The following is a 21,993-nucleotide window of genomic DNA, read 5'->3' as shown; positions in this document are numbered from 1 at the left end:
GGTTCCGTGAGCACGCGGCCGGACGCGCTGGATGCCGGCTGCGGGATCCCGCCAGCATACCCGCCGGCCCCTGCGGGACTGCTGATCCGGAGCGCTCGGCGGACGCTCGAACACCCCGTGATACGTTCGAGCGCATGGGTCAACTCGCCATGCGTCTGCGCTATCTCGCCGACCGTGCCCGCCACCTGAGCCCCGCGAATCTGGCCGAGTTCACCGACCAGGTCAAGCGGGTCTCGAAGGCCCCGACCCCGGTCATCATCGCCGACATGCTGTGGTGCTCCGTGCGCTACGACATGGGCTTCCGCGACTATGCGGTGTGGGACATCCGACTGCTGAAGGCGCGTGAACGCAAGACCTGGATGACCCACCCGAAGTCATTCCGCATCACCAAGCTCCTGAACAGCCCGACGGCGAAGGAACTGGTCGAGGACAAGCCGCGGTTCTATCGCGACTTCGACGCGGACATCCGCCGCGAGTGGATCGACGTCGCGACCGCCGATCCGGACCAGATCAGCGCATTCCTCGGACGGCATGAATACGTCCTGGCCAAGCCCGTGGGCGGGTTCGGGGGCGCCGGCATCGACCGCATCGCGACCTCCGACATCGACGACGTCGACGCCTGGCGCACGCAGCAGGTCGCTCGGGGCCAGACATTGCTGGAGGAGATCCTCCCCCAGCACGACGACCTCGCCGCGGTCTATCCGGGGAGCGTGAACACGGTTCGGCTGGTGACCTTTCTCGATCCGGCCGGCGTGTTCCATGTGATCGCCGCGGTGCTGCGCATCGGCAATGGCGGCGTGATCGACAACTTCGCCGGCGGCGGGATGTTCACGATGCTCGATGATGACGGCGTGGCCCTCTACCCGGGCGTGGACAAGCAGAGCCACGTGTACGAGCGCCATCCGGTCACGGGCGTCCAGATCGAGGGCCTGCGGGTGCCGATGTATGCCGAGGCGCTGCAGATGGTCGACCGGCTCTCGCGCCGGCTTCCGCAGATCCCGTACATGGGCTGGGACATCGCGATCACCCCAGACGGGCCGGCGGTCATCGAGGCCAACCACAACTCCAGCGTGTTCCAGATGAAGCCGACGGTCTCGGGCGTGCGCACCGGACTGCTCTCGCGCTATCGAGACGCCACCGGCCTCGACCTGTAGAGGCTGATCCCGACCCGGGACTCCGCTGGCGCCGCGTCAGAAGGGTGCGGGGTCGCGGGCGAGGGCGTGGCTGATCTCGTGTCTGTGTCGTGGTTCGTCGGTGATCAGCGCGATGGGTTGGAATCTGACGGTGCCGGGTGGTCTGGTGTGGTGGATGCGTCCGGTGGGTGCGGTCCATTCCAGGATCCCGCCGGGCAGCTGGATCACGGTCCAGGCGGTCTCGTGCTTGAGGGTGTGGTGGCGTTTGCACAGGTGGGCCAGGTTGCACAGGCACGTGGTGCCACCGTCGGCGTACGCGAGGGTGTGGTCGATGTCGCATTTGTGGGCGGGGCGGCGGCAGCCGGGGAACCGGCAGTGCTCATCCCGTACCTGCAGGAACAGTCGTTGTCTGTTGGTGGGCCGGTACCGGTCCACACTGGTGGGGACCCCGGTGCACGGGTCGGTGAACACCCGGGTCCATGCCCGGGCCGCCCCGGCCAGGTGCCGGGCGGTGCCATCGTCGATCGCCCCGAAACCGACCACGCTCGCCCCGCCGGTGGTCTGGCCGGTCAGGGTGCGGGCCGGGATCGTGACCTGCACCGTCCCGGTGATCGCCCCGAGGTTCTCTCTGGCCTGCTCTGTGGTGCCGTGCCCGTCCGGCACGTTGGTCAGCAGCAGGTCACAGAACACGTCCGCCATGATCTGCGACCGGGTCCGCTCATCGAACACGACCTGCTCAGACGGGGCATCATCGCTGCCGCCGTCCGCGAAGCCGTCCGAGTCCGCGTCCGCGTTGGCACGGTCGCTGTTCGGGTCTGCATCCGCGTTCGCATCGGCGTCGGTACGGTCGCCGTTCGGGTCTGCCCCGGCGTTCGCATCGGCGGTGGCAGCCGCGGCTTCGGCTTGGGCTTCGGCTTGGGCTTGGGCGTGGGCTTGGGCGCGGTCGGCGGCGTTCTGTTCGTACAGCTGATCGGCCATCTCCTGCAGCCGGTTCACGATCCCGACACCTTGGGCGGTGGGCAGGTCGGCGGTGATCCGGGCAAGCCCCGGCTCCAACTCCCGCACCGTCACTTTCCGCCGTTTCACGGCGTCCCGGACCCGCTGCTGGGTGCCTTCCGGGTCCAGCCGGGACACCAGCCCGGACAGCGCCGGCCGCAACTGGGCCGGGGTCATCTCCCCCGCCATATCCACCGCGACCGCCTCGTACTGACGACGTACCTGATCGTCCTCGATCACCGCACCGGTCTCCGCGATCAGCGTCGCATGCTCCGGCCAGATCCGGCCGTCGCTGGCCTCGCACAGCGTCTCATAGAACCGGTGGGTCAGGCTCCACGCCTGTGACACCTTCCGCGCCACCTGCCACTCGCTCAGCCGCAACGCGGCCGCGACCTCGGCATACACCTCCCGCATGCCCAGCTGCGACGAGGCGGTGACCGCCCCGTTCCCGTCCCGGACGGCGCGTTCCCGTTCCCGCTCCTGGACCAGCCCGGCGACCCGTTCGAAGAAGAACATCTCCGCCGCGAACGCCCGCGCCGCCAGAGCCCGCGACCCGGTCAGGTCCTCGACCAGCTGATCCAACTCCGACAGCACCGCAGACCGGCCCGCAGACGATGATGACATCAGCGAAACCTCCGGTCTGCTCCTCGGGTGAACTATCTTCAGTGTATCGAACGAAGCTTCGCCATGTCAATGGTCAATCACTGATTATTCTGCCGAATCCGTCAGCTCCGACATCCCCCGTCCTTGCCATCAGATCTGACCCAGATGCGAACAAAGCGGCGGACTGACTGTGCCCCGCCCGAGCGACCTTCATCTGTCCCTGATGCACGTGAAACGCCGGCTTCGCGTGCATCAGCGACAGCTGAACGCAGAGGTCGCCATGCACAATCCGTCGCGCGGAGCGGCGCGGGGCGATCAGACCGCGCGGACGATGCCCAGCGGAGTCGACTCGTGGCCCTGACCGAGCGGGTTGTCCTTCAGGATCGCCCGCAGCCGGTGTTCGCCGGCCTTGTCCAGCGTGGAGCCGAGGATGTTCCCACCGAGGTCGTTGATGTCGACCACGGCCACATCGCAGGCGCCGCCCAGCAGAGAGCGCAGCCGGGCCGACACCTCGCGCGGACGCTCGGGGCCCAGCACGACCGCCTCGTTGTACGGCGGGATCGTGTGGGCGGTCGGGCCGTCGATGGCGCGCGCCCGGTCACCGGCCACGCGGTAGAAGTCGCCCTTGCGGCCGAACAGCTTGGTCACCGCCGAGACGCCGGCGGCGAAGAGGATGCGCAGCGTGCCGCATTCGCGCAGCGCCATCTCCATCGTCTCGGGCATGCCCAGGCCGATGCCGTACGGCGTGCGGGTGACGTACTTCGACAGGAAGACCGCCAGCCGACGGGGCTTGATCTCGCTGACCGGGAAGGACCGTCCCTGGGTGATCGCGACGATCTTCTCGGTCACGAAGAGGATGTCACCGGAGCGGACCTGGTCGGCGGCGTGCTCCCGCACGAACACGTCGAGGTCATCACCAGGCATCACCACGCGTGTGCGAATCGGGATCCGCGCGTACGACGCACCGTCGATCGTGACGGTGAGTGCCTTGCCGGTGTTGGCCTCGCCGCTCACTCGAGGTAATCCCGCAGCGACTGCGAACGGGACGGATGCCGCAGCTTGGCCATCGTCTTCGACTCGATCTGGCGAATCCGCTCACGCGTCACGCCGAACGTGTCTCCGATCTGGTCGAGGGTCTTCGGCTGGCCGTCGCCGAGGCCGAACCGCATGCGGATCACGCCCGCCTCGCGCTCGGACAGCGAGTCCAGGAGCGATTCCAGCTGGCGCTGCAGCATCGTGAAGCCGACGGCGTCCGCCGGCACTACCGCCTCGGTGTCCTCGATCAGGTCGCCGAACTCGCTGTCGCCGTCCTCGCCCAGCGGGGTGTGCAGCGAGATCGGCTCACGGCCGTACTTCTGCACCTCGACGACCTTCTCGGGCGTCATGTCCAGCTCGCGGCTGAGCTCCTCGGGCGTGGGCTCGCGGCCCAGGTCCTGCAGCATCTGGCGCTGCACGCGGGCGAGCTTGTTGATGACCTCGACCATGTGCACCGGGATGCGGATGGTGCGCGCCTGGTCGGCCATGGCCCGGGTGATCGCCTGACGGATCCACCAGGTGGCGTAGGTGGAGAACTTGAAGCCCTTCGTATAGTCGAACTTCTCGACCGCACGGATCAGACCCAGGTTCCCCTCCTGGATGAGGTCCAGGAACTGCATGCCGCGCCCGGTGTAGCGCTTGGCCAGGGAGACGACCAGACGCAGGTTGGCGCCCAGCAGGTGGCTCTTCGCACGCTGCCCGTCGCGGGCGACCCACTGCAGGTCCAGTCCCAGCTTCGCGGACTTCTCCGCCGCGGACATGTGCGACAGCTTCTCCTCTGCGAACAGGCCGGCCTCGATGCGCATGGCCAGCTCGACCTCTTCGGCCGCGTTCAGCAGCGGCACCTTGCCGATCTGCTTCAGGTAGTCCTTGACCGGGTCGGCGGTGGCGCCGGTGATCTGCGCCGAGTAGACCGGCACATCCTCTTCGTCCTTCGACGAGATGACGATCGCGCCGGAGGGCAGCGGCTCGGTGAACTCCTTCTTCTTCGCCTCGCCGTGCTCGTCCTCGTCATCGTCGTCGGGGGCGTCCGCGTCGGCGGTGCTCTTGTCCGTCGCGTTCTTGGCGTCGACGGCGCCATCGATCTCCTCCTCCTCGACGGTGTCGTCGTCGGAGGACTTCTTGGCCGTGCTCTTCTTCGCGGCCGGCTTCTTGGCCGCCGGCTTCTTGGCAGCGGGCTTCTTCGCCGCCGCGGTCTTGGCGGCGGGCTTGGCGGAGGACGCCTTCTTCGTGGGCTCTTCGGCCACGGCGACATCCGCCGAGACCTCTTCGACGTCGGTGTCCTTCGCGCGGGAACGGGTGGTGGTCTTCGTGCCTGCGGTCACGTTTCGCCTTTCACCGGGGGCCTGTCACGACTCCCCCGGTCGGTTTCGGACATTAGTGTCGGTTTCGGACACTAGTAAGACCCTTGTCAAGTCCGCTTCCGGAGGGATGCGGGTGCTGACAACGGGTCGGTGATCCATTGTCGCACATCCCAGGCGTGATCCTGGACGTGTGGACGGGGACCTCGAAGAGGGAAAACGTCCCGTCCATCCGCAATATTCCGTCGCTCGCGCCGGACGCCGAGGTCAGGACAGCGGACCGCCGCGGCCGTCATCTGCGGGCGGGCGGCTGGCGAGGAAGCGCTCCAGCTCGGCGGCGAGTTCGTCGGCGCTGGGCAGATCGCCGGTGTGGACCATCGGCGCCGCGTTCGTCGAGCCCGCCATGTAGGCGTCGTAGCGCTCCTCGAGCCCGCCCAGCATGCGGGTCAGGTCCTCGTTCTCCTGTACCTGCTCCTGCACCCGCTGCAGGAACTCGCGGTTGCGCGCGCGCAGATCGTCGCCGGCGAACACCAGTCCGGTCGCGGCGGTGATGCTGTCGAGCGCGGCCAGCGTCGCCGCCGGATACTCGGTGTCGCCCAGATAGTGCGGGACCAGAAGCACGAATCCGGCGACCGGCACCTCCGCCTCGGCGAACCGGTGCTCGAGCAGATGGCCGATCGTCCCGGGCACCTGGGTGTGCGGGCGCCAGACGGAATGCGCCTCGGTGAGGGCGGCGCGCGTCCCGCTGACCGTGGTGCCGATCGGGCGGGTGTGCGGAACCGGCATCGGGATGGCGTGCAGCCAGGTCACGGACGCCACCGCGTACTCGGCCGCCAGGGCCAGCACCGCGCGCGCGAACCCCTCCCAGACGAAGTCCGGCTCGTAGCCGGCCAGCAGCAGGAACGGCTGACCCAGCGCGTCGCGCACCAGGGACAGCTCGAGCTGGGACGGCCGGTACCCGGTGATCCGCTCGCCGTCGAAGGTGACCAGCGGACGCCGTGCGCGATAGTCGAGCAGCACGTCGTTGTCGAAGACGACGAGCGGGATGGGATCGAAGTCGTCGCGCATGAGGTCGATCAGCTGCGAGACGGCGCCGCCCGCATCGGTGAACCCGGTGAGGGCGATGACCAGCGGCAGTCCCCGCGGGACCGGCGGCGCGGACGCCGCACGGTCGAACAGCGGCGCGTTCTGGGGCATGCCTCCACTCTAGAAGGCCGCCACCGCCCGGGTCCGGCATACCGCTCTCAGCGAACAGGCCCGCGCCGCGCCCGACTCCGGCGCCGGTCGGCCGGTCCGGGCGCTCGTAGGATGGTGGCCATGCCGTTCCCGAAGCTGGCGTCCAGCAGCGCCGCCGTCCGTGAATCCGACGCAGATCTGGTGATCCTGGCGCTTCCGCCGTTGGAGCAGGCGGACCTGGACGACAGTCCCGGACTGGCCGGAGCGCTGGAGGCGGTCGGCTTCACCGGCGAGACCGGTGCGGTCCACCGCATCCCCCATCCCGCCGCCGAAGCGCAGCGGCTGGCCGTCGTCGGGACCGGCGCGGCACCCAGCCCGGACGACGTGCGCGATGCCGTGGGCGCGGCCGTGCGGACCCTGACCGGCTTCGAGAGCGTCGCGGTCAGCGTGCCCGGGGTCGACGCGGAGCGGCAGCGCGCCGCCGCCGAGGGTGCGGCCCTCGGCGGCTACTGGTTCGACGACTACAAGAGCGGCACGGACCGGCGGCGGCGCGCACGCCGCGTGACCGTCCACGCCTCCGAGCTGACCGACGCCGACCTCGTCCGCATCGACGCCGCCGCATCGGCGGTCGCGCTGGTGAAGGACCTCACCTCCACGCCGGCGCAGTGGCTCGGGCCGGCCGACCTCGCCGACCGGGCACGGGACGCGGTCGCCGAGCTGCCGATCCGGGTGACCGTGCTTGATGAGCAGGAGCTCGCCGACCAAGGCTTCGGCGGCATCCTCGGCGTGGGCCAGGGCTCGACGCGCCCGCCCCGGCTGGTGCGGCTGGAGTATGCACCGGCGGGCGCGCACCGGCACGTGGCGCTGGTGGGCAAGGGCATCACGTTCGACACCGGCGGGCTGTCGCTGAAGCCGCCGGCCTCGATGGTCGGGATGAAGTCGGACATGTGCGGGGCGGCCACCGTCCTGGCGGTCACCCGGGCGGCGGCCGCGCTGGATCTGCCGGTCCGGATCACGGCGTGGATGTGCATCGCGGACAATATGCCGTCCGGCTCGGCGATCCGTCCAGGCGACGTGCTGCGCACGCTCGGCGGGACGAGCGTGGAAGTGCTGAACACGGATGCCGAGGGCCGCCTGGTGCTCGCCGACGGCCTGGTCGCCGCCAGCCGGGAGAAGCCCGACGTGATCGTCGATGTGGCGACCCTCACGGGAGCGATCGTGGTGGCGCTCGGCCACCGCCACACCGGGGTGATGGGCTCCGACGACGCGGTCGACCGGTTCCTGTCCGCCGCCGCGCGCACCGGCGAGCAGGCGTGGCCGCTGCCGCTGCCGGCGCACATGGAGAAGGAGCTGGACTCCCCCATCGCCGACCTGCAGAACGCGAAGATCGGCGACCGCTCGGGCGGATCGCTGTTCGCGGGGCTGTTCCTGCAGCGCTTCGTCGGCCGCGTGTCGGATGCCGACGACGCCCCCCGCATCCCCTGGATGCACCTCGACATCGCCGGATCCGGCGAGAACCCCGGCGCCCCGTACGGCTTCACGGACAAGGGCCCGACCGGCTCGACCGTGCGGGCGCTCATCTCATTCCTCGAAGAAGCGGAGCAGTGATGGCAGAGCACACCTACGACATCGTCGTCCTCGGCGGCGGGAGCGGCGGATACGCCGCGGCGCTGCGCGCGGCCGAACTCGGCAAGAGCGTCGCGCTGGTCGAGAAGGACAAGGTGGGCGGCACCTGCCTGCACCGCGGGTGCATCCCGACCAAGGCCCTGCTGCACGCGGCCGAGGTCGCCGACGCCGCGCGGGATTCGGCATCCTTCGGCGTCCGCGCCTCCCTGGACGGCATCGACGTGGCGGGGCTGCGTGCGTACCGCGAGGGGATCGTCGCGAAGAAGTACAAGGGCCTGCAGGGGCTGGTCTCAGCCCGCGGGATCACCGTCGTCGCCGGCATGGGGATGCTGCAGCCGGATCGGTCTGTGCGCGTGGGCGAGGACACCCTGCGCGGCACCGATGTCATCCTGGCCACCGGCTCGTACAGCCGCACGCTTCCGGGGCTGGAGATCGGCGGACGGGTCATCACCAGCGAGCAGGCACTGGGCCTGGACGAAGTGCCGGCGAAGGTCGCAGTGCTCGGCGGCGGCGTGATCGGGGTCGAGTTCGCCAGCGTGTGGCGCTCGTTCGGGGCCGAGGTCACGGTGATCGAGGCGCTGGACCATCTGCTCCCCAACGAGGACATCGCCCTGAGCAAGGGGCTCGAGCGAGCGTTCCGCAAGCGCGGCATCGCATACTCGCTCGGTGTGCGGTTCGCCTCGGCCACTCAGACGGATGACACGGTGACCGTGACGCTCGAGGACGGCAAGACGATCGAGGCGGATTACCTGCTGGTGGCCGTCGGGCGGGGCCCGGTGACCGCCGATCTCGGCTACGAGGAGGCGGGCGTCGTACTGGACCGGGGCTTCGTCACGACCGACGACCGGCTGCGCACCGACGTTCCGCACGTGTGGGCGGTGGGAGACATCGTGCCCGGCCTGCAGTTGGCCCATCGCGGGTTCCAGCAGGGCATCTTCGTGGCCGAGCAGATCGCCGGGCTCGATCCGCTCCCCGTGCCGGAGACGCAGATCCCGAAGATCACCTACTGCAGCCCCGAGGTCGCCTCGGTCGGACTCACCGAGGCGCAGGCCGTCCAGGCCCACGGTGCGGACGCGATCCGCGCCTATGAATACAGCCTCGCCGGCAACGGCAAGAGCGAGATCATCGGCACGACCGGGCTGGTCAAGGTCGTCCGTCGCGTGGACGGGCCCATCCTCGGTGTGCACCTGCTCGGGGACCGCGTGGGCGAGCTGATCACCGAAGGCCAGCTCGCGGTCGGGTGGGAGGCGCACCCGGAGGACATCGCCCCGCTCATCCATGCGCACCCCACCCAGAGCGAGGCGCTCGGCGAGGCATTCCTCGCGCTGGCGGGAAAGCCGCTGCACGCGCTCTGACAGCGCGACCGTGGCCGCATCACTAAGCTAGATCCGACATCTGCTTTCTGAAGGAGACATACCCATGAGCACTTCCGTGGTCCTCCCCGCGCTCGGTGAGAGCGTCACCGAGGGAACGGTCACCCGCTGGCTCAAGAACGTCGGGGACACCGTCCAGGAGGACGAGGGCCTGCTCGAGATCTCCACGGACAAGGTGGACACCGAGATCCCGTCGCCGATCAGCGGCGTTCTCGAGGAGATCTTGGTCGCCGAGGACGAGACCGTCGAGGTCGGCGCGATCCTGGCGAAGATCGGCGATGGCTCCGGCAGCGCGGCGGAGCCCGCGACCGAGGCGGCCGAAGAGGCACCGGCAGAGTCCGCTCCGGCGGCCGAGGCAGCAGCCCCGGCAGAGCCCGCCCCGGCGGAGCCGGCACCGGCAGAGCCCGCACCCGCCGAGGCGGCGGCCCCGGCCGAGCCGGAGGCGTCCTCCGGCGAAGGCAAGGACGTGGTCCTGCCGGAACTCGGCGAGAGCGTCACCGAGGGCACGGTCACCCGCTGGCTCAAGCAGGTCGGCGACACGGTCGAGACCGACGAGGCCCTGCTGGAGATCTCCACCGACAAGGTGGACACCGAGATCCCGTCGCCGTTCGCCGGCGTCGTGCAGGAGATCTTCGTCGCCGAGGACGAGACCGTCGCCGTGGGCGCTCCCCTGGCGCGCATCGGCGCCGCCGGCTCCGCCCCCGCCGCGCCGACTCAGCAGACTCCGAAGCAGGAGGCCCCGAAGCAGGAGGCGCCGAAGCAGGAGGCTCCGAAGCAGGAGGCCCCGGCATCCGCACCGCAGACCGCCCCGGCGCCGCCAGCCCAGACTTCCCCGGCTCCCGCCGCGCCCGCTCCCGCAGCGGCCGCCGCTGTCGGCGGCGATGACGAGATCACGTATGTGACTCCCCTGGTGCGTCGCCTCGCTCAGCAGCAGGGCGTGGACCTCAGCACGGTGAAGGGCACCGGGGTGGGCGGACGCATCCGCAAGGAGGATGTGCTCAAGGCCGCCCAGGCCGCGTCCGAGCCCGCCGCGACGGCGGCGCCCGCCGCGGCCGCTCCGGTCGAGGTCTCGCCGCTGCGCGGCACCACACAGCCGATGTCGCGCCTGCGCAAGGTGCTGGCCGAGCGTGCGGTCGCCTCGATGCAGCAGACCGCGCAGCTGACCACCGTCATCGAGGTGGACGTGACGCGTCTGGCGGCGCTGCGTGACCGGGTCAAGGCCGACTTCCTCGCCAAGACCGGCGACAAGCTGTCGTTCCTGCCGTTCTTCGCCGTTGCCGCCGCCGAGGCTCTGCAGGCCTACCCCGTGGTCAACGCGACGGTCGACACCGACAAGATCGTCTACCCGGCGGCGGAGAACCTGTCCATCGCGGTCGACACCGAGCGTGGCCTCCTCACGCCGGTGATCCGGGATGCCGGGGCGAAGAACATCGCCGAGATCGCGCACGAGATCGCCGACCTCGCCGCCCGCACCCGCGACAACAAGCTGAAGCCGGACGAGCTGGCCGGTGGCACATTCACGCTGACCAACACCGGTTCGCGCGGTGCGCTCTTCGACACCCCGGTGGTGTTCCTGCCGCAGTCGGCGATCCTGGGCACCGGCGCCGTGGTGAAGCGGCCGGGAGTGGTCCAGGTCGACGGGAAGGACGCCATCGCGGTCCGCTCCTACGTGTACCTCGCGCTGTCCTACGATCACCGGATCGTCGACGGTGCCGACGCCGCCCGCTTCCTCAGCGCGATGAAGTCGCGCCTCGAGGCCGGCGCCTTCGAGGCGAACCTCGGCATCTGAACGCCCTCATGGCTGCTCCGCGACGGCGCGCACGTCGCGGAGCAGCCATTCTCCGTCCGTGCGCACCGCGACGATGAGCTGATCCGGCCCGGTGCCGGCCTTCGCGCGCACGCGCAGCACGGCCGCACCGCCGTAGTCATCCACCAGTGACACGGTGCGCTCGTCCGGCGCACGGGCGGCGGCGCCGTCGGGGAAGACCGCGGCGGGATCCTCCTGGCTGCGAGCCCGACACGCGGCATCCGCGCACCCGGCCCGGGCATCCAGCAGCGCGGTCACGGCGGTCAGCGCATCCACCGGCGCCGCGGTCTTCTCTCTGGTGCTCGGCGCCGGCGTCGGCCGGGCGGCACCCCCTGACTCGGTGGCGTGCGCCGTGGCCGCGGTGGTCGTCCCCTCGGCGACCGCCGACGAGGGTCCGGGCTCGGGCCAGAGAAGTCCCACTGCCAGCACTCCTGCCGCGACGCCCGAGGCCAGAAGGACGGGATGCCGGCGCCTGCCCGGACGATCCGCGCGCAGGCGCCGCCACACCGACGTCGCCGCATCCGACATCATCTCGCCGATGCCCCGATCGACGTGCGCCAGCATCGGCTCCCACCAGCGGGTCGATGCGGCGCTCGGGACGGCAGGGGCGGGATCGGCGCGGCCGGCCGCCGCCCGACGCGCGCGCATCGGGGCGAACGCGGTCGTGGCCAGCGGCGCCGGGGCGGCCGCCGCGAAGAGCTGCCGTTCGACCTCGGGCACCCCGCGGTCCAGCGCCCTCGGCTCGGCCAGCAGCTCGGCGGCCCGGTCGATGGCCGCGCGCAGGCGGGAGTCGTCGGCATCCGGCCGCACCTCCCCCACCAGGGCGCTGGCAGCATCCAGAATCGGTGCTGCATCCGCCTCACCGGATCCATCGGCGACCAGCAGCGGCCGCCCGTCGTCGGTCAGCCACCACACCCCCGCCCACACCCGGGTCCGCTCGCCGGGCGCGGCCGCGGCGATGGCCTCCGCCGTGCCCCGCAGCACGCTCACCACGAGGGTCACCAGCTCACCCGGCGACAGCAGCAGGTCGGCCTCGTGGCGGCGACGCAGGAACCCGTCGACCCGCTCGGTGCACAGCGGCATCACGACGTCGTGGCCGTCCCGGGTGCGCACCAGATCGATCGGCGCCGCGATGTGCCCGACGGCCGCCGCACGCCACGCCCACCCGGCCGCCAGCTCGCCGGCGGCGACAAGGAGCGCCGTCCGGCCGTCCCGGTCGTGGACGAGCGCGCCCGGCCACGGTGCCTGCGGCGGGGCGATCGCGCGGATCCGGCGCGGCCCGGTCGGCAGGGCCATCCGTCCGGATGGCATCTGCATGGTGCTGTCCTCGTCCATGACCCCAGTGTTCTCGCCCGCGCGCACGGTCGCGGATGGATTCACCGGATCTGTGGACGGTGCCCGGCTCCTCCCCGGCTGGGGAGGAGCCGGGGAGGAAAGGTAGGCTGGTGGGCATGGCCGCACGCAGTCCCCAGCCGGAGAAGAAGCCGAACTTCTTCTCGCAGCTCAAGTCCCTCTTCACCTTCACCAGGGAAGTCTTCCCCTGGCTGCCCTGGGCGCTGATCGGCATCCTCATCGTCGGCATCTGGGTGGGCATCCTGGTCGGCTTCCTGCTTCCGCCGGTCGCCGTGTGGAGCATCATCCTGTGGGGGTTCACCGGCCTGCTGTTCGGCATCCTGGCCTCGCTGATGACGATGACGCGGCTGTCGACGAAGGCGATGTACCAGAAGATCGACGGCCGTCCCGGCGCGGTCGGCCACGTCGTCTCGACCTCGCTCGGACGCAGCTGGTCGGCCAGTGACACCCCGGTCGGCGTGAACCCGAAGACGCAGGAGGCGGTCTATCGCGCCGTCGGCCGCGGCGGGATCGTGGTCATCGGCGAGGGATCGCGAGGTCGGCTCACCCGTCTCGTGAACGAGGAGCGCTCCAAGGCCAAGCGCGTCGCCAGCGGCGTTCCGATCACGGTGCTGTACGTGGGTCACGGACCCGAGGACGTCGCGATCGGCGATCTCGCCAAGACCGTGAAGAAGCTGCCCAAGGCGATCAACCGGGGAACGCAGGCTGCGGTCATCAAGCGCCTCGAGTCCGTGTCCCAGTCGCTGGCGTCGCTGCCGATCCCGAAGGGGATCGACCCGATGCGCGCCCGGGCACCGCGGCCGCGCTGACCGGCGCGAGTCGCGCTCAGACCCGGATCAGGACGGTGCCGGCCGCCTTGTCGTGCAGACCGCGGCGATCGGCGTCCCAGATCAAGGCCGGCACGATCAGGAACAGCAGCGCGGTGCGCACCAGCGGCCGCCACAGGCCCACCCAGCCGCCGTGCACCCGCATCAGCCGCAATCCGACCAGGCGGTGTCCGGGGCTTCCGCCGATGGTCGGGATGAACACGATCTGCACGATCGCGAACACGATGTTCGTCGCCACCGGGTCGGCCACGATCACCCCCGTCACCGGGTCGGTGGAGTGGAAGAACGCATAGCCGATCAGGCCGGCCGTGGCCAGGTCGATCGCCAGCGCCGCGACCCGACGGCCGAACCGCGCCACGCTGGTCGGACCGTTCTCGGGCAGTCCCAATCGGGCGCCGGGATACGAGGGCGCAGTGGCATCGGGCACCATTCCAGCCTAGACGTCCGTGTAACATGCCGGAAACATCCGGGATACGGCCGGGCAACGCTGCTTCGATAGGTTTGATCGTGTCCGCGCCCCGTGCGCGACCGACCCCATCCCACCCCTACAGGGAGAAATATGTTCACGGAGCCCGCCGAGGTCCTGAAGTACATCACCGACGAGGACGTCAAATTCCTCGACATCCGATTCACGGACCTTCCGGGTGTGCAGCAGCACTTCAACATCCCCGCGTCCACCGTCGACGAGGAGTTCTTCAGCGTCGGTCAGCTGTTCGACGGATCGTCGATCCGGGGCTTCGCGAACATCCACGAGTCCGACATGCAGCTGATCCCGGATGTCACGACCGCCTACGTCGATCCGTTCCGCGAGGCCAAGACGCTGATCATGCTCTTCGACATCTACAACCCGCGCACCGGCGAGATCTACGGCAAGGACCCGCGCCAGGTCGCCAAGAAGGCGGAGAAGTACCTCGCCTCGACCGGGATCGCCGACACCGCGTTCTTCGCCCCCGAGGCCGAGTTCTACATCTTCGACGACGTCCGCTACGAGGTGAAGGAGAACTCGAGCTTCTACTCGGTCGACTCCGAAGAGGGCGCCTGGAACACCGGGCGGGTGGAAGAGTCCGGCAACCTCGCCAACAAGACCCCGTTCAAGGGCGGCTACTTCCCGGTGGCCCCGGTCGACAAGACCGCGGATCTGCGCGACGACATCAGCCTGCGCCTGATCGAGTCGGGGCTGGAGCTGGAGCGGGCCCACCACGAGGTCGGCACCGGCGGGCAGCAGGAGATCAACTACCGCTTCGACACCATGGTGCACGCGGCCGACGACATCCTGAAGTTCAAGTACATCGTGAAGAACACCGCCGAGGAGTGGGGCAAGGTCGCGACCTTCATGCCCAAGCCGCTGTTCGGCGACAACGGGTCGGGCATGCACACGCACCAGTCGCTGTGGCTCGGCGGCGACCCGCTGTTCTACGACGAGAAGGGGTACGGCGGACTCAGCGACATCGCGCGCTGGTACATCGGCGGCCTGCTCAAACACGCCGACGCGGTGCTCGCGTTCACCAACCCGACTCTGAACAGCTACCACCGACTGGTCAAGGGCTTCGAGGCGCCGGTGAACCTCGTCTACTCGGCGGGCAACCGCTCGGCGGCCATCCGCATTCCGATCACCGGCTCGAACCCGAAGGCCAAGCGCATCGAGTTCCGCGCACCGGATGCCTCGGGCAACCCGTACCTCGCGTTCGCCGCGCAGCTGATGGCCGGCCTGGATGGGATCAAGAACCGCATCGAGCCGCACGAGCCCATCGACAAGGACCTGTACGAGCTGCCGCCCGAGGAGGCCAAGAACATCCCGCAGGTGCCGAACTCGCTGCAGGACTCGCTGGACGCCCTCGCCGCCGACCACGCGTTCCTGCTCGAGGGCGGCGTGTTCTCCGAAGAGCTCATCCAGACCTGGATCGAGTACAAGGTCGAGAACGAGATCAAGCCGCTCGCGCAGCGTCCGCACCCCTTCGAGTACGAGCTGTACTTCGGGGTCTGACGTCGGCCACGGCGAAGGGGCCCGGACGGTGTCCGGGCCCCTTCGCCGTGGGTCGGATCAGCCGTAGAACAGCTTCTCGAACTCCCGCCGGGCGCGCCGGGACGCCCGCATCCAGGCCTCCTCGACGGCGGTGGCCGACCGGGGCGGGTACTCCAGGAGCCGGCCGATCCCGTCCAGCTGCCGACGGTCCGACGGCAGGACGTCGCTGGTCTGGCCGCCCAACAGCGTGTTGGCCGACCGCAGCCGGCCCGCGAGCCGCCAGGCTTCCGTGAACCGGCGGGCCGCGGCATCCGGCACGAAGCCGGCCGCGGTGGCGGCGCGCAGCGCGCCGAGAGTGGCCGTGGTGCGCAATTCGGGATGCGCGTGCCCGTGCTCGAGCTGGATCAGCTGGACCAGCCACTCGACATCGCTGAGCCCGCCCGGTCCGAGCTTGAGGTGCCGCTCGGGCGCCGCACCCTGCGGCAGCCGCTCCGCCTCGACCCGCGCCTTGATCCGCTTGATCTCCCGCAGGTCGCTCTCGCGCACCGCCGCGGGATAGCGCACCTGGTCGGCCAGCGCCATGAAGTCGGCTATCAGCTCCGGACTGCCGGCGACCCCGCGCGCCCGCAGCAGTGCCTGTGCCTCCCACGAGACCGACCAGCGGCGGTAGTACTCGCGGTACGCGTCCAGCGAGCGCACCATCGGGCCGTTCCTGCCCTCGGGGCGCAGGTCGGCGTCCAGGTCCAACGGCACCCGGTGGTCCTCCGCGTGCTCCCGCAGCCCGGCGACGAGCCGGCGGGCCAGGAGCGCCGCCCGCTCCGGCTCGACGTCGCCGGCGCGGAACACGAACAGCACGTCGGCGTCGGACCCGAAACCGAGCTCGGCCCCGCCGAACCGGCCCATCGCGATGATCGCGAACTCCAGCGACCGCTCGTCCTCCGGCACCACCTCCCGGTATACGGCGTCCAGCAGCGCCTGGATCGTGACCTCGGTGATGATCGTTAGTGCCTGCGCCAACTCCTCCAGCGTGAGCGCTCCGAGGACGGTCGCCATCGCGGTGCGCAGCAGCTCGCGGCGGCGCAGCGCGCGCACCGATCGCAGGGCCGGCCCGATGTCGCGGTGCCGCAGGCGGATCGCCCGGGCCTCCTGCTCCAGCGCCGCCGCCTCGCGCGGACGCAGCCGCGCAGCGTCGTCGAGCCAGGCGACGGACTCCGGGATCCACTCCATCAGCTCGCCGATGTACCGCGATCCGGACAGCACGCGGGTCAGGCTCTCGGCCGCGCCGGACGAATCGCGCAGCATCCGCAGGAACCACGGCGTGTCGCCGAGCCGCTCGCTGATCCGCCGGAACGCGATCAGCCCGTAGTCCGGGTCGACGCCGTCGGCGAACCAGCGGATCATGATCGGCATCAGGTGCCGCTGGATCGTCGTCTTCCGGCTGATGCCGGTCGTCAGCGCCGCGATGTGCCGAAGCGCCCCCGCGGGATCGACGAATCCGATCGCCGCGAGCCGATCGTGCGCCTGACCGGTCGACAGGCTCCGCTCCTGCTCGGGCAGCGAGGCCACCGCCGACAGCAGCGGACGGTAGAACAGCCGGACGTGGATGTCGCGCACCTCGCGCTTGACCCGCTCCCACAGCGTCCAGACCGCCTCGCCGCTCTCGGCCAGGCCGCTGGCCCGGGCCAGGACCCGCCGATCCTCCGGCCGGGCGGGCATCAGATGCGTGCGCCGCAGCCCGCGCAGCTGCACCCGGTGCTCGAGGACCCGCAGCGTCCGGTAGTCCCGGTCGAACGCGGCGGCGTCCGCCCGTCCGATGTAGCCCTCGCGCACCAGTGCGGCCAGGGCGTCCAGCGTCCCGCGCTGACGGATGGCCGGGTCGGTCAGCCCGTGCACCAGCTGCAGCAGCTGCACGGTGAACTCCACATCCCGGATGCCGCCCGGGCCGAGCTTGAGCTGGTAGGCGACATCCTCGTCCGGGATGTTGTCGGTCACCCGCTCGCGCATCCGCTGGACGCTCTCGACGAAGTCGGTCCGAGCCGCGCTGTTCCAGACGCGATCGTGCACCGCGCTCACGTACTCGTCGCCCAGGGCGAGGTCGCCGGCCACCGGGCGCGCCTTCAGCAGCGCCTGGAACTCCCAGCTGCGCGCCCAGCGGTCGTAATACGACAGGTGCGACTCGACGGTGCGCACCAGCGCCCCCTGCTTGCCCTCGGGGCGCAGGTTCGCATCCACCTCCCACAGCGGCGGCTCGATCTCCATTCCCGAGATGCCGCGCATGGTCTGAACCGCCAGTCGGGTGGCGATGTCGATCGTGCGGCTCTCGGACAGCTCCGCCGGAGCGTCCGCAGCGGCGCCGGCGACGAAGATGACGTCCACGTCGCTCACGTAGTTGAGCTCGCTCGCGCCGCACTTGCCCATCCCGATGATCGCCAGCCGCACCGCGGCGACCTGGTCGCGGGGGAACAGCGACAGCTCGCCGCCCTCGGCCACCCGCGTGCGGGCGATGCTCAGGGCGGCGTCCAGGGCGGCGCCAGCGGCGTCGGCGAGAGCCCGCGAAACCTCGGCCACCGCCTCGATCGCGTCGTCGCTGAGCAGGTCGAACACGGCGATGCGGGCCAGGAGGCGACGGTAGCGGATGCGCAGCGCCACCCACGTCTGCTCGGTGCCCGCCGGCGTGAAGCCGTCCCGCGCGCCGACGGCATCCCTCAGCTCGGCGTAGAGCTCCTCCCGGGCGGGCAGCGTCGGGTGCGGCACGCACAGGTCCGCCAGGGCGTCGGGATGCCGGAGGTAGAAGTCGCCGAAGCCGTGCGAGGCGCCCACCAGCGCCCAGGCGGCCCGGCTCCCCTGCGGGTCCGCCAGCGTCGCGGCGACGGCCGCGGCGTCCCGCCCCGCCACCCGCGCGAGCGCGTCCAGTGCCTCGTCCGGGTCCGCGGCGCCCCCGGCGGCCCGCGCCAGCGCGTCGCGGGCGAGCCCGGTGGCTGTGCTCAACTCGTCCAGGCGCGCGTCGGCGGCGGCGAGCTGGGTGAACCCGAGGCGGGCGAGCGCGGTCAGCCCGGATGCGCGATCTGCCGACGCCATCGGGCTCCTAGAGCATCTCGAGGTTGCGTGCCAGCTCGAACGGGGTGACCTGTGCGCGGTATTCCTCCCACTCGCGCCGCTTGTTCAGCAGGACGTAGTTGAACACCTGCTCGCCGAGTGTCTCGGCCACCAGCTCCGAGTCCTGCATGTACTCCAGTGCGTGGTCCAGGCTCGCCGGCAGCGGGGCGAATCCGAGTGCCCGCCGCTCGGCGTCCGAGAGCGACCACACGTTGTCCTCGGCCTCGCCCGGCAGCTCGTAGCCCTCTTCGATCCCCTTCAGCCCGGCCGCCAGGAGCAGCGCGTAGGCCAGATACGGATTGGCCGCCGAGTCCAGCGCACGGTACTCGACCCGCGACGACTGGCCCTTGGTCGGCTTGTACATCGGCACCCGCACCAGGGCGGACCGGTTGTTGTGTCCCCAGCAGATGAAGCTCGGGGCCTCGTCGCCGCCCCACAGCCGCTTGTACGAGTTCACGAACTGGTTGGTCACCGCCGCGATCTCGTTCGCGTGCCGCAGCAGCCCTGCGATGAACTGGCGTCCGACCTGGGACAGCTGGTACTGGCCGCCCTCCTCGTAGAACGCGTTGACGTCGCCTTCGAACAGGGACATGTGCGTGTGCATGCCGCTGCCCGGCTGCCCGCCCAGCGGCTTCGGCATGAACGTCGCGTAGACGCCCTGCTCGATGGCCACCTCCTTGACGACCGTGCGGAACGTCATGATGTTGTCGGCCGTGGTCAGCGCGTCCGCATAACGCAGGTCGATCTCGTTCTGACCCGGACCGCCCTCGTGGTGGCTGTACTCCACCGAGATGCCCAGGTCCTCCAGCATCCGCACCGACCGGCGGCGGAAGTCGTGTGCCGTCCCGCCGGGGACGTTGTCGAAGTAGCCGGCCGAGTCGACCGGGACCGGGCCCTTGGGGCCGATCTTCGACGACTTCAGCAGATAGAACTCGATCTCGGGGTGGGTGTAGAACGTGAACCCGGCGTCTGCCGCCTTGGCCAGGGTGCGCTTGAGCACGTGTCGCGGGTCGGCGACCGCCGGCTGTCCGTCCGGGGTCGTCACGTCGCAGAACATCCGCGCCGTCGGGTCGATCTCACCCCGCCACGGCAGGATCTGGAACGTCGTGGGGTCGGGATTGGCCAGCAGGTCCGACTCGTACGAACGGGTCAGCCCCTCGATCGCCGATCCGTCGAAGCCGATCCCCTCGGTGAACGCCCCCTCCACCTCGGCTGGTGCGATCGCCACCGATTTGAGGGTGCCCACGACATCCGTGAACCACAGCCGCACGAACTTCACGCCGCGCTCTTCGATCGTGCGCAGCACGAAGTCTCGCTGCTTGTCCATAGATCTTCCCTCCCCGTGCGCGCCCTGCGGCGCGGTGGCGTTCAGCCTTCGTCGCCGGCTGCGGTGCCGTCGGAACCCCAGTCGTCCTCACGACGCTCTTCCTCGGCCCACTTCCGCGAACGCTCCCGGATGACCTCGGGGGCGCGTGCCGCCTCCTCGGCGGTGTCGAACGGGCCGGCACGATCGGGGGCGGGTGCCTGCATCCCGCGCTCGACCTCGCCGGTGACGAGATTGAACCAGAACTTGTCGTCGTTCTCTGCCACGATGCCTCCTCGATGCCGCCGGATCCGGGACCGACCGCGGTGCCGGGTCGTGGTTCGATCCTACTGACCGCGCGTGCGCGAAACAGGGCGGAATCGGCTCGACGGTCTGGATAGGCTGGAGACATGGCAGCAGAGACGACCCGTGCGGTCGGAGTGGACATCGGCGGCACCGGCATCAAGGGCGGCATCGTCGACCTGCGCGAGGGCCGGCTGCTCAGCGAGCGGATCAAGGTCGCGACCCCGACGGGCGCCAAGCCGGCCGACGTGCTGGCCGCCGTCAAGGAGGTCCTGTCGACGCTGGACGTGGCCGAGGAGCGGATGCCGCTGGGCGTGGCCTTCCCCGCGATCGTGAAGAACGGGCGGACGCTGTCGGCGGCGAACGTGGCCGAGGACTGGGTCGGGTTCGAGGCGGAGAAGTTCTTCGAGGACGGCCTGGGCCGCGACATCCACTTCGCCAACGACGCGGACGTCGCCGGCATCGCCGAGGTGCGCTACGGCGCGGCGCAGGGACGGGACGGCCTGGTGCTGCTGACGACCCTCGGCACGGGGATCGGCACGGCGATGATCCACAACGGGATCCTGGTGCCGAACACCGAGCTCGGGCACCTGCAGCGCGCCGGACACAAGCACGACGCCGAGCACTACACCGCCTACTCGGCGATGGAGCGCGAGAGCCTCAGCTGGAAGAAGTGGGCGGCTCGCCTGCAGTGGTACTACGAGCATCTGCAGTTCCTGTTCAGCCCGGACCTGTTCGTGGTCGGCGGCGGCGTCTCCAAGCACGCCGACGAGTTCCTGCCGCTGCTCGAGCTGGACACGCCGATCCTCCCCGCCGTGCATCGCAACAACGCCGGCATCATCGGCGCGGCCGCGCTCGCCGCGGACTGAGCGCACGCGCGGGCACAGACCCGACGGACGAGGCGAATGGGCCGGCCTGTACGCCGGGTTCTGTCCGGGGGCTCGCGCCCCGTGGATGGTCATCTCTCTCGGCGATGCGTTGCCGCACCGCTCCAGCGGCCTACCCGGGGACTCGGCGGGCCGCGTCAACATCCCCTGTATGGCCTTGCTCCGGGCGAGGTTTGCCGTGCGGGTCGCGTCACCGCGACCCCGGTGGTCTCTTACACCGCCCTTTCACCCTTACCGGGACGAACCCGGCGGTCTGCTCTCTGTGGCACTTTCTCGCGGATCACTCCGGGTGGGTGTTGCCCACCGCCCTGCCCTGTGGAGCCCGGACGTTCCTCGGCGCGAGGCGGCGAACCGCCCGCGACGCGACCATCCAGCCGACCCATTCGCGTGTCCGAGCCTAGCGCTCGCATCCGGATCCGGCGCGTCGGCCCCTCGTCCCCGGAGACGTTGTGCGCTAGACTGCCGGTGCACCCCGACTGGGGAGGGTGCCGTCGGCCATGGGGATGGTCGATTTATTGCCTACTGGGGAGGCAGCGATGTTTCGCAAGACCGCAGCGGTTGCAGCAGTGGCCGCGTTCATGATCCTCGGCGCCGGATCGGCCGCATTCGCAGCCGATGGCAGCGCCGACGATTCGGGAAGCTCCACGAGCACCGATTCGAACTACACGCCACGGACGCCGACCTCGCCCTCGCTGGCCGGATCCACGGCCTTGAGCGAGTGCGTGGGCGACGTGCCGCGCATCTCATTCAGCGTGGTCCTGACCGACCCGGATGACATCGCCACCGGGCACGAGGTCACGCTGGTGTTCTCGGACGGCACGCACACGCTCCCGCTCGACCTTGGGCCGCTGGTGAACAACAAGCTGTCCGGCACCGTGCTCTGGCCCGGAGCGACCACCGATGCCCAGGGGAACGGCCTGACCTGGCCCGGATGGGAGCTGGTGAACGGTCAGCAGACGCAGACCGGCGGCAACTTCGGCTGGACGCGGGGGAACATCACCGCGACCATCAAGGTGAACCCCGAGCTGTCCGTGCCGCTGTCGTACCCGCCTGCCACCTCGGCATGCGCTGCGCCGGGCGTGGCATCGGCCGCCTCGATCCTGCCGGTGACGGGTCTGAACATCCCCGTCGTGCCGATCGCGATCGGCGGCGGGATCGTGCTCCTCGCGGGCGCCGGGCTGCTGCTGGCGCGGCGGCTGCGTCGCAGCTGA

17 protein-coding genes and 1 other RNA gene are annotated in these 21,993 nt (G+C 70.3%); 8 read left to right on the top strand and 10 right to left on the bottom strand.

All coding sequences use genetic code 11. From position 1 onward, the window contains the following. Positions 1 to 134: 134 nt before the first annotated feature. Entirely contained in the window at positions 135 to 1,154 is a 1,020-nt protein-coding gene (locus AC0L6F_RS02005) for a sugar-transfer associated ATP-grasp domain-containing protein (protein ID WP_473538994.1), read from the top strand. Positions 1,155 to 1,190: 36 nt separating this feature from the next. Here the strand turns inward: AC0L6F_RS02005 and AC0L6F_RS02000 are convergent, their stop codons facing one another. The 4 genes from AC0L6F_RS02000 to AC0L6F_RS01985 all read right to left on the bottom strand — a co-directional run bounded on the left by AC0L6F_RS02000 (position 1,191) and on the right by AC0L6F_RS01985 (position 6,265). Then, positions 1,191 to 2,753: an HNH endonuclease signature motif containing protein gene (locus AC0L6F_RS02000; protein ID WP_473538993.1), complete on the bottom strand. Its 1,563-nt coding sequence runs from the start codon at positions 2,751 to 2,753 to the stop codon at positions 1,191 to 1,193. Between the two features lie 294 nt (positions 2,754 to 3,047). Beyond that, positions 3,048 to 3,746 carry a coenzyme F420-0:L-glutamate ligase gene (locus AC0L6F_RS01995; protein ID WP_473538992.1) on the bottom strand — a complete coding sequence of 233 codons (699 nt, stop codon included), beginning with the start codon at positions 3,744 to 3,746 and terminating at the stop codon, positions 3,048 to 3,050. After that, entirely contained in the window at positions 3,743 to 5,092 is a 1,350-nt protein-coding gene (locus AC0L6F_RS01990; protein WP_473538991.1) for an RNA polymerase sigma factor, read from the bottom strand. The genes AC0L6F_RS01995 and AC0L6F_RS01990 overlap by 4 nt, the downstream gene beginning before the upstream one ends. 243 nt (positions 5,093 to 5,335) lie before the next feature. After that, positions 5,336 to 6,265, bottom strand: coding sequence for a proteasome assembly chaperone family protein (locus tag AC0L6F_RS01985; protein ID WP_473538990.1), 930 nt, complete (start codon positions 6,263 to 6,265; stop codon positions 5,336 to 5,338). A gap of 120 nt (positions 6,266 to 6,385) precedes the next feature. Between AC0L6F_RS01985 and AC0L6F_RS01980 the strand changes: the two genes are divergently transcribed. From AC0L6F_RS01980 to sucB, 3 genes are all read left to right on the top strand, one after another. After that, on the top strand, positions 6,386 to 7,852 hold the full coding sequence (locus tag AC0L6F_RS01980; RefSeq protein WP_274638346.1) for a leucyl aminopeptidase: 1,467 nt from the start codon (positions 6,386 to 6,388) through the stop codon (positions 7,850 to 7,852). Next, complete coding sequence (lpdA, locus tag AC0L6F_RS01975) at positions 7,852 to 9,225, top strand: dihydrolipoyl dehydrogenase (protein ID WP_274638347.1); 1,374 nt, start codon at positions 7,852 to 7,854, stop codon at positions 9,223 to 9,225. Before AC0L6F_RS01980 ends, lpdA begins: the two co-directional genes overlap by 1 nt. Before the next feature lie 64 nt (positions 9,226 to 9,289). Then, the gene (gene sucB / locus AC0L6F_RS01970) at positions 9,290 to 11,032 is read left to right on the top strand and encodes a 2-oxoglutarate dehydrogenase, E2 component, dihydrolipoamide succinyltransferase (protein WP_473538989.1); all 1,743 of its coding nucleotides are present in this window, start codon (positions 9,290 to 9,292) and stop codon (positions 11,030 to 11,032) included. A 6-nt stretch (positions 11,033 to 11,038) separates the two neighbouring features. Here the strand turns inward: sucB and AC0L6F_RS01965 are convergent, their stop codons facing one another. Beyond that, positions 11,039 to 12,385, bottom strand: coding sequence for a hypothetical protein (locus AC0L6F_RS01965; protein WP_473538988.1), 1,347 nt, complete (start codon positions 12,383 to 12,385; stop codon positions 11,039 to 11,041). 116 nt (positions 12,386 to 12,501) lie between these two features. On the opposite strand from AC0L6F_RS01965, the gene AC0L6F_RS01960 reads away from it, so the two are divergent. Then, positions 12,502 to 13,212 carry a DUF4191 domain-containing protein gene (locus AC0L6F_RS01960; RefSeq protein ID WP_274638350.1) on the top strand — a complete coding sequence of 237 codons (711 nt, stop codon included), beginning with the start codon at positions 12,502 to 12,504 and terminating at the stop codon, positions 13,210 to 13,212. A gap of 16 nt (positions 13,213 to 13,228) precedes the next feature. On the opposite strand, the gene AC0L6F_RS01955 is transcribed toward AC0L6F_RS01960, so the two are convergent. Continuing rightward, on the bottom strand, positions 13,229 to 13,657 hold the full coding sequence (locus AC0L6F_RS01955; RefSeq protein ID WP_274638351.1) for an RDD family protein: 429 nt from the start codon (positions 13,655 to 13,657) through the stop codon (positions 13,229 to 13,231). Positions 13,658 to 13,789: 132 nt separating this feature from the next. Here AC0L6F_RS01955 and glnA (AC0L6F_RS01950) point away from each other — a divergent pair, with 132 nt between their 5' ends. Next, positions 13,790 to 15,214 carry a type I glutamate--ammonia ligase gene (gene glnA / locus AC0L6F_RS01950; protein WP_274638352.1) on the top strand — a complete coding sequence of 475 codons (1,425 nt, stop codon included), beginning with the start codon at positions 13,790 to 13,792 and terminating at the stop codon, positions 15,212 to 15,214. Between the two features lie 57 nt (positions 15,215 to 15,271). Here glnA (AC0L6F_RS01950) and AC0L6F_RS01945 read toward each other — a convergent pair whose 3' ends face one another. From AC0L6F_RS01945 to AC0L6F_RS01935, 3 genes are read right to left on the bottom strand one after another with little or no spacing between them, the layout of a single operon-like run. Continuing rightward, on the bottom strand, positions 15,272 to 18,271 hold the full coding sequence (locus tag AC0L6F_RS01945; protein ID WP_473538987.1) for a bifunctional [glutamine synthetase] adenylyltransferase/[glutamine synthetase]-adenylyl-L-tyrosine phosphorylase: 3,000 nt from the start codon (positions 18,269 to 18,271) through the stop codon (positions 15,272 to 15,274). 7 nt (positions 18,272 to 18,278) lie between these two features. Beyond that, the gene (gene glnA / locus AC0L6F_RS01940; protein ID WP_274638433.1) at positions 18,279 to 19,616 is read right to left on the bottom strand and encodes a type I glutamate--ammonia ligase; all 1,338 of its coding nucleotides are present in this window, start codon (positions 19,614 to 19,616) and stop codon (positions 18,279 to 18,281) included. A gap of 41 nt (positions 19,617 to 19,657) precedes the next feature. Then, complete coding sequence (locus AC0L6F_RS01935; RefSeq protein ID WP_473538986.1) at positions 19,658 to 19,879, bottom strand: SPOR domain-containing protein; 222 nt, start codon at positions 19,877 to 19,879, stop codon at positions 19,658 to 19,660. Positions 19,880 to 20,002: 123 nt separating this feature from the next. Here AC0L6F_RS01935 and ppgK point away from each other — a divergent pair, with 123 nt between their 5' ends. Further along, positions 20,003 to 20,764: a polyphosphate--glucose phosphotransferase gene (ppgK, locus tag AC0L6F_RS01930; protein WP_259611934.1), complete on the top strand. Its 762-nt coding sequence runs from the start codon at positions 20,003 to 20,005 to the stop codon at positions 20,762 to 20,764. Between the two features lie 33 nt (positions 20,765 to 20,797). On the opposite strand, the gene rnpB is transcribed toward ppgK, so the two are convergent. Continuing rightward, an RNA gene (rnpB, locus tag AC0L6F_RS01925) (RNase P RNA component class A) lies at positions 20,798 to 21,164 on the bottom strand. Between the two features lie 154 nt (positions 21,165 to 21,318). Between rnpB and AC0L6F_RS01920 the strand changes: the two genes are divergently transcribed. Next, a complete protein-coding gene (locus AC0L6F_RS01920) occupies positions 21,319 to 21,993 on the top strand; it encodes an LPXTG cell wall anchor domain-containing protein (protein WP_473538985.1) in 675 nt (224 codons plus the stop codon).

This window comes from Microbacterium sp. G2-16M, assembly GCF_055809115.1.
Note: the sequence above shows the minus strand (reverse complement) of the source record. Positions and strands in the feature narration are given on the sequence as shown.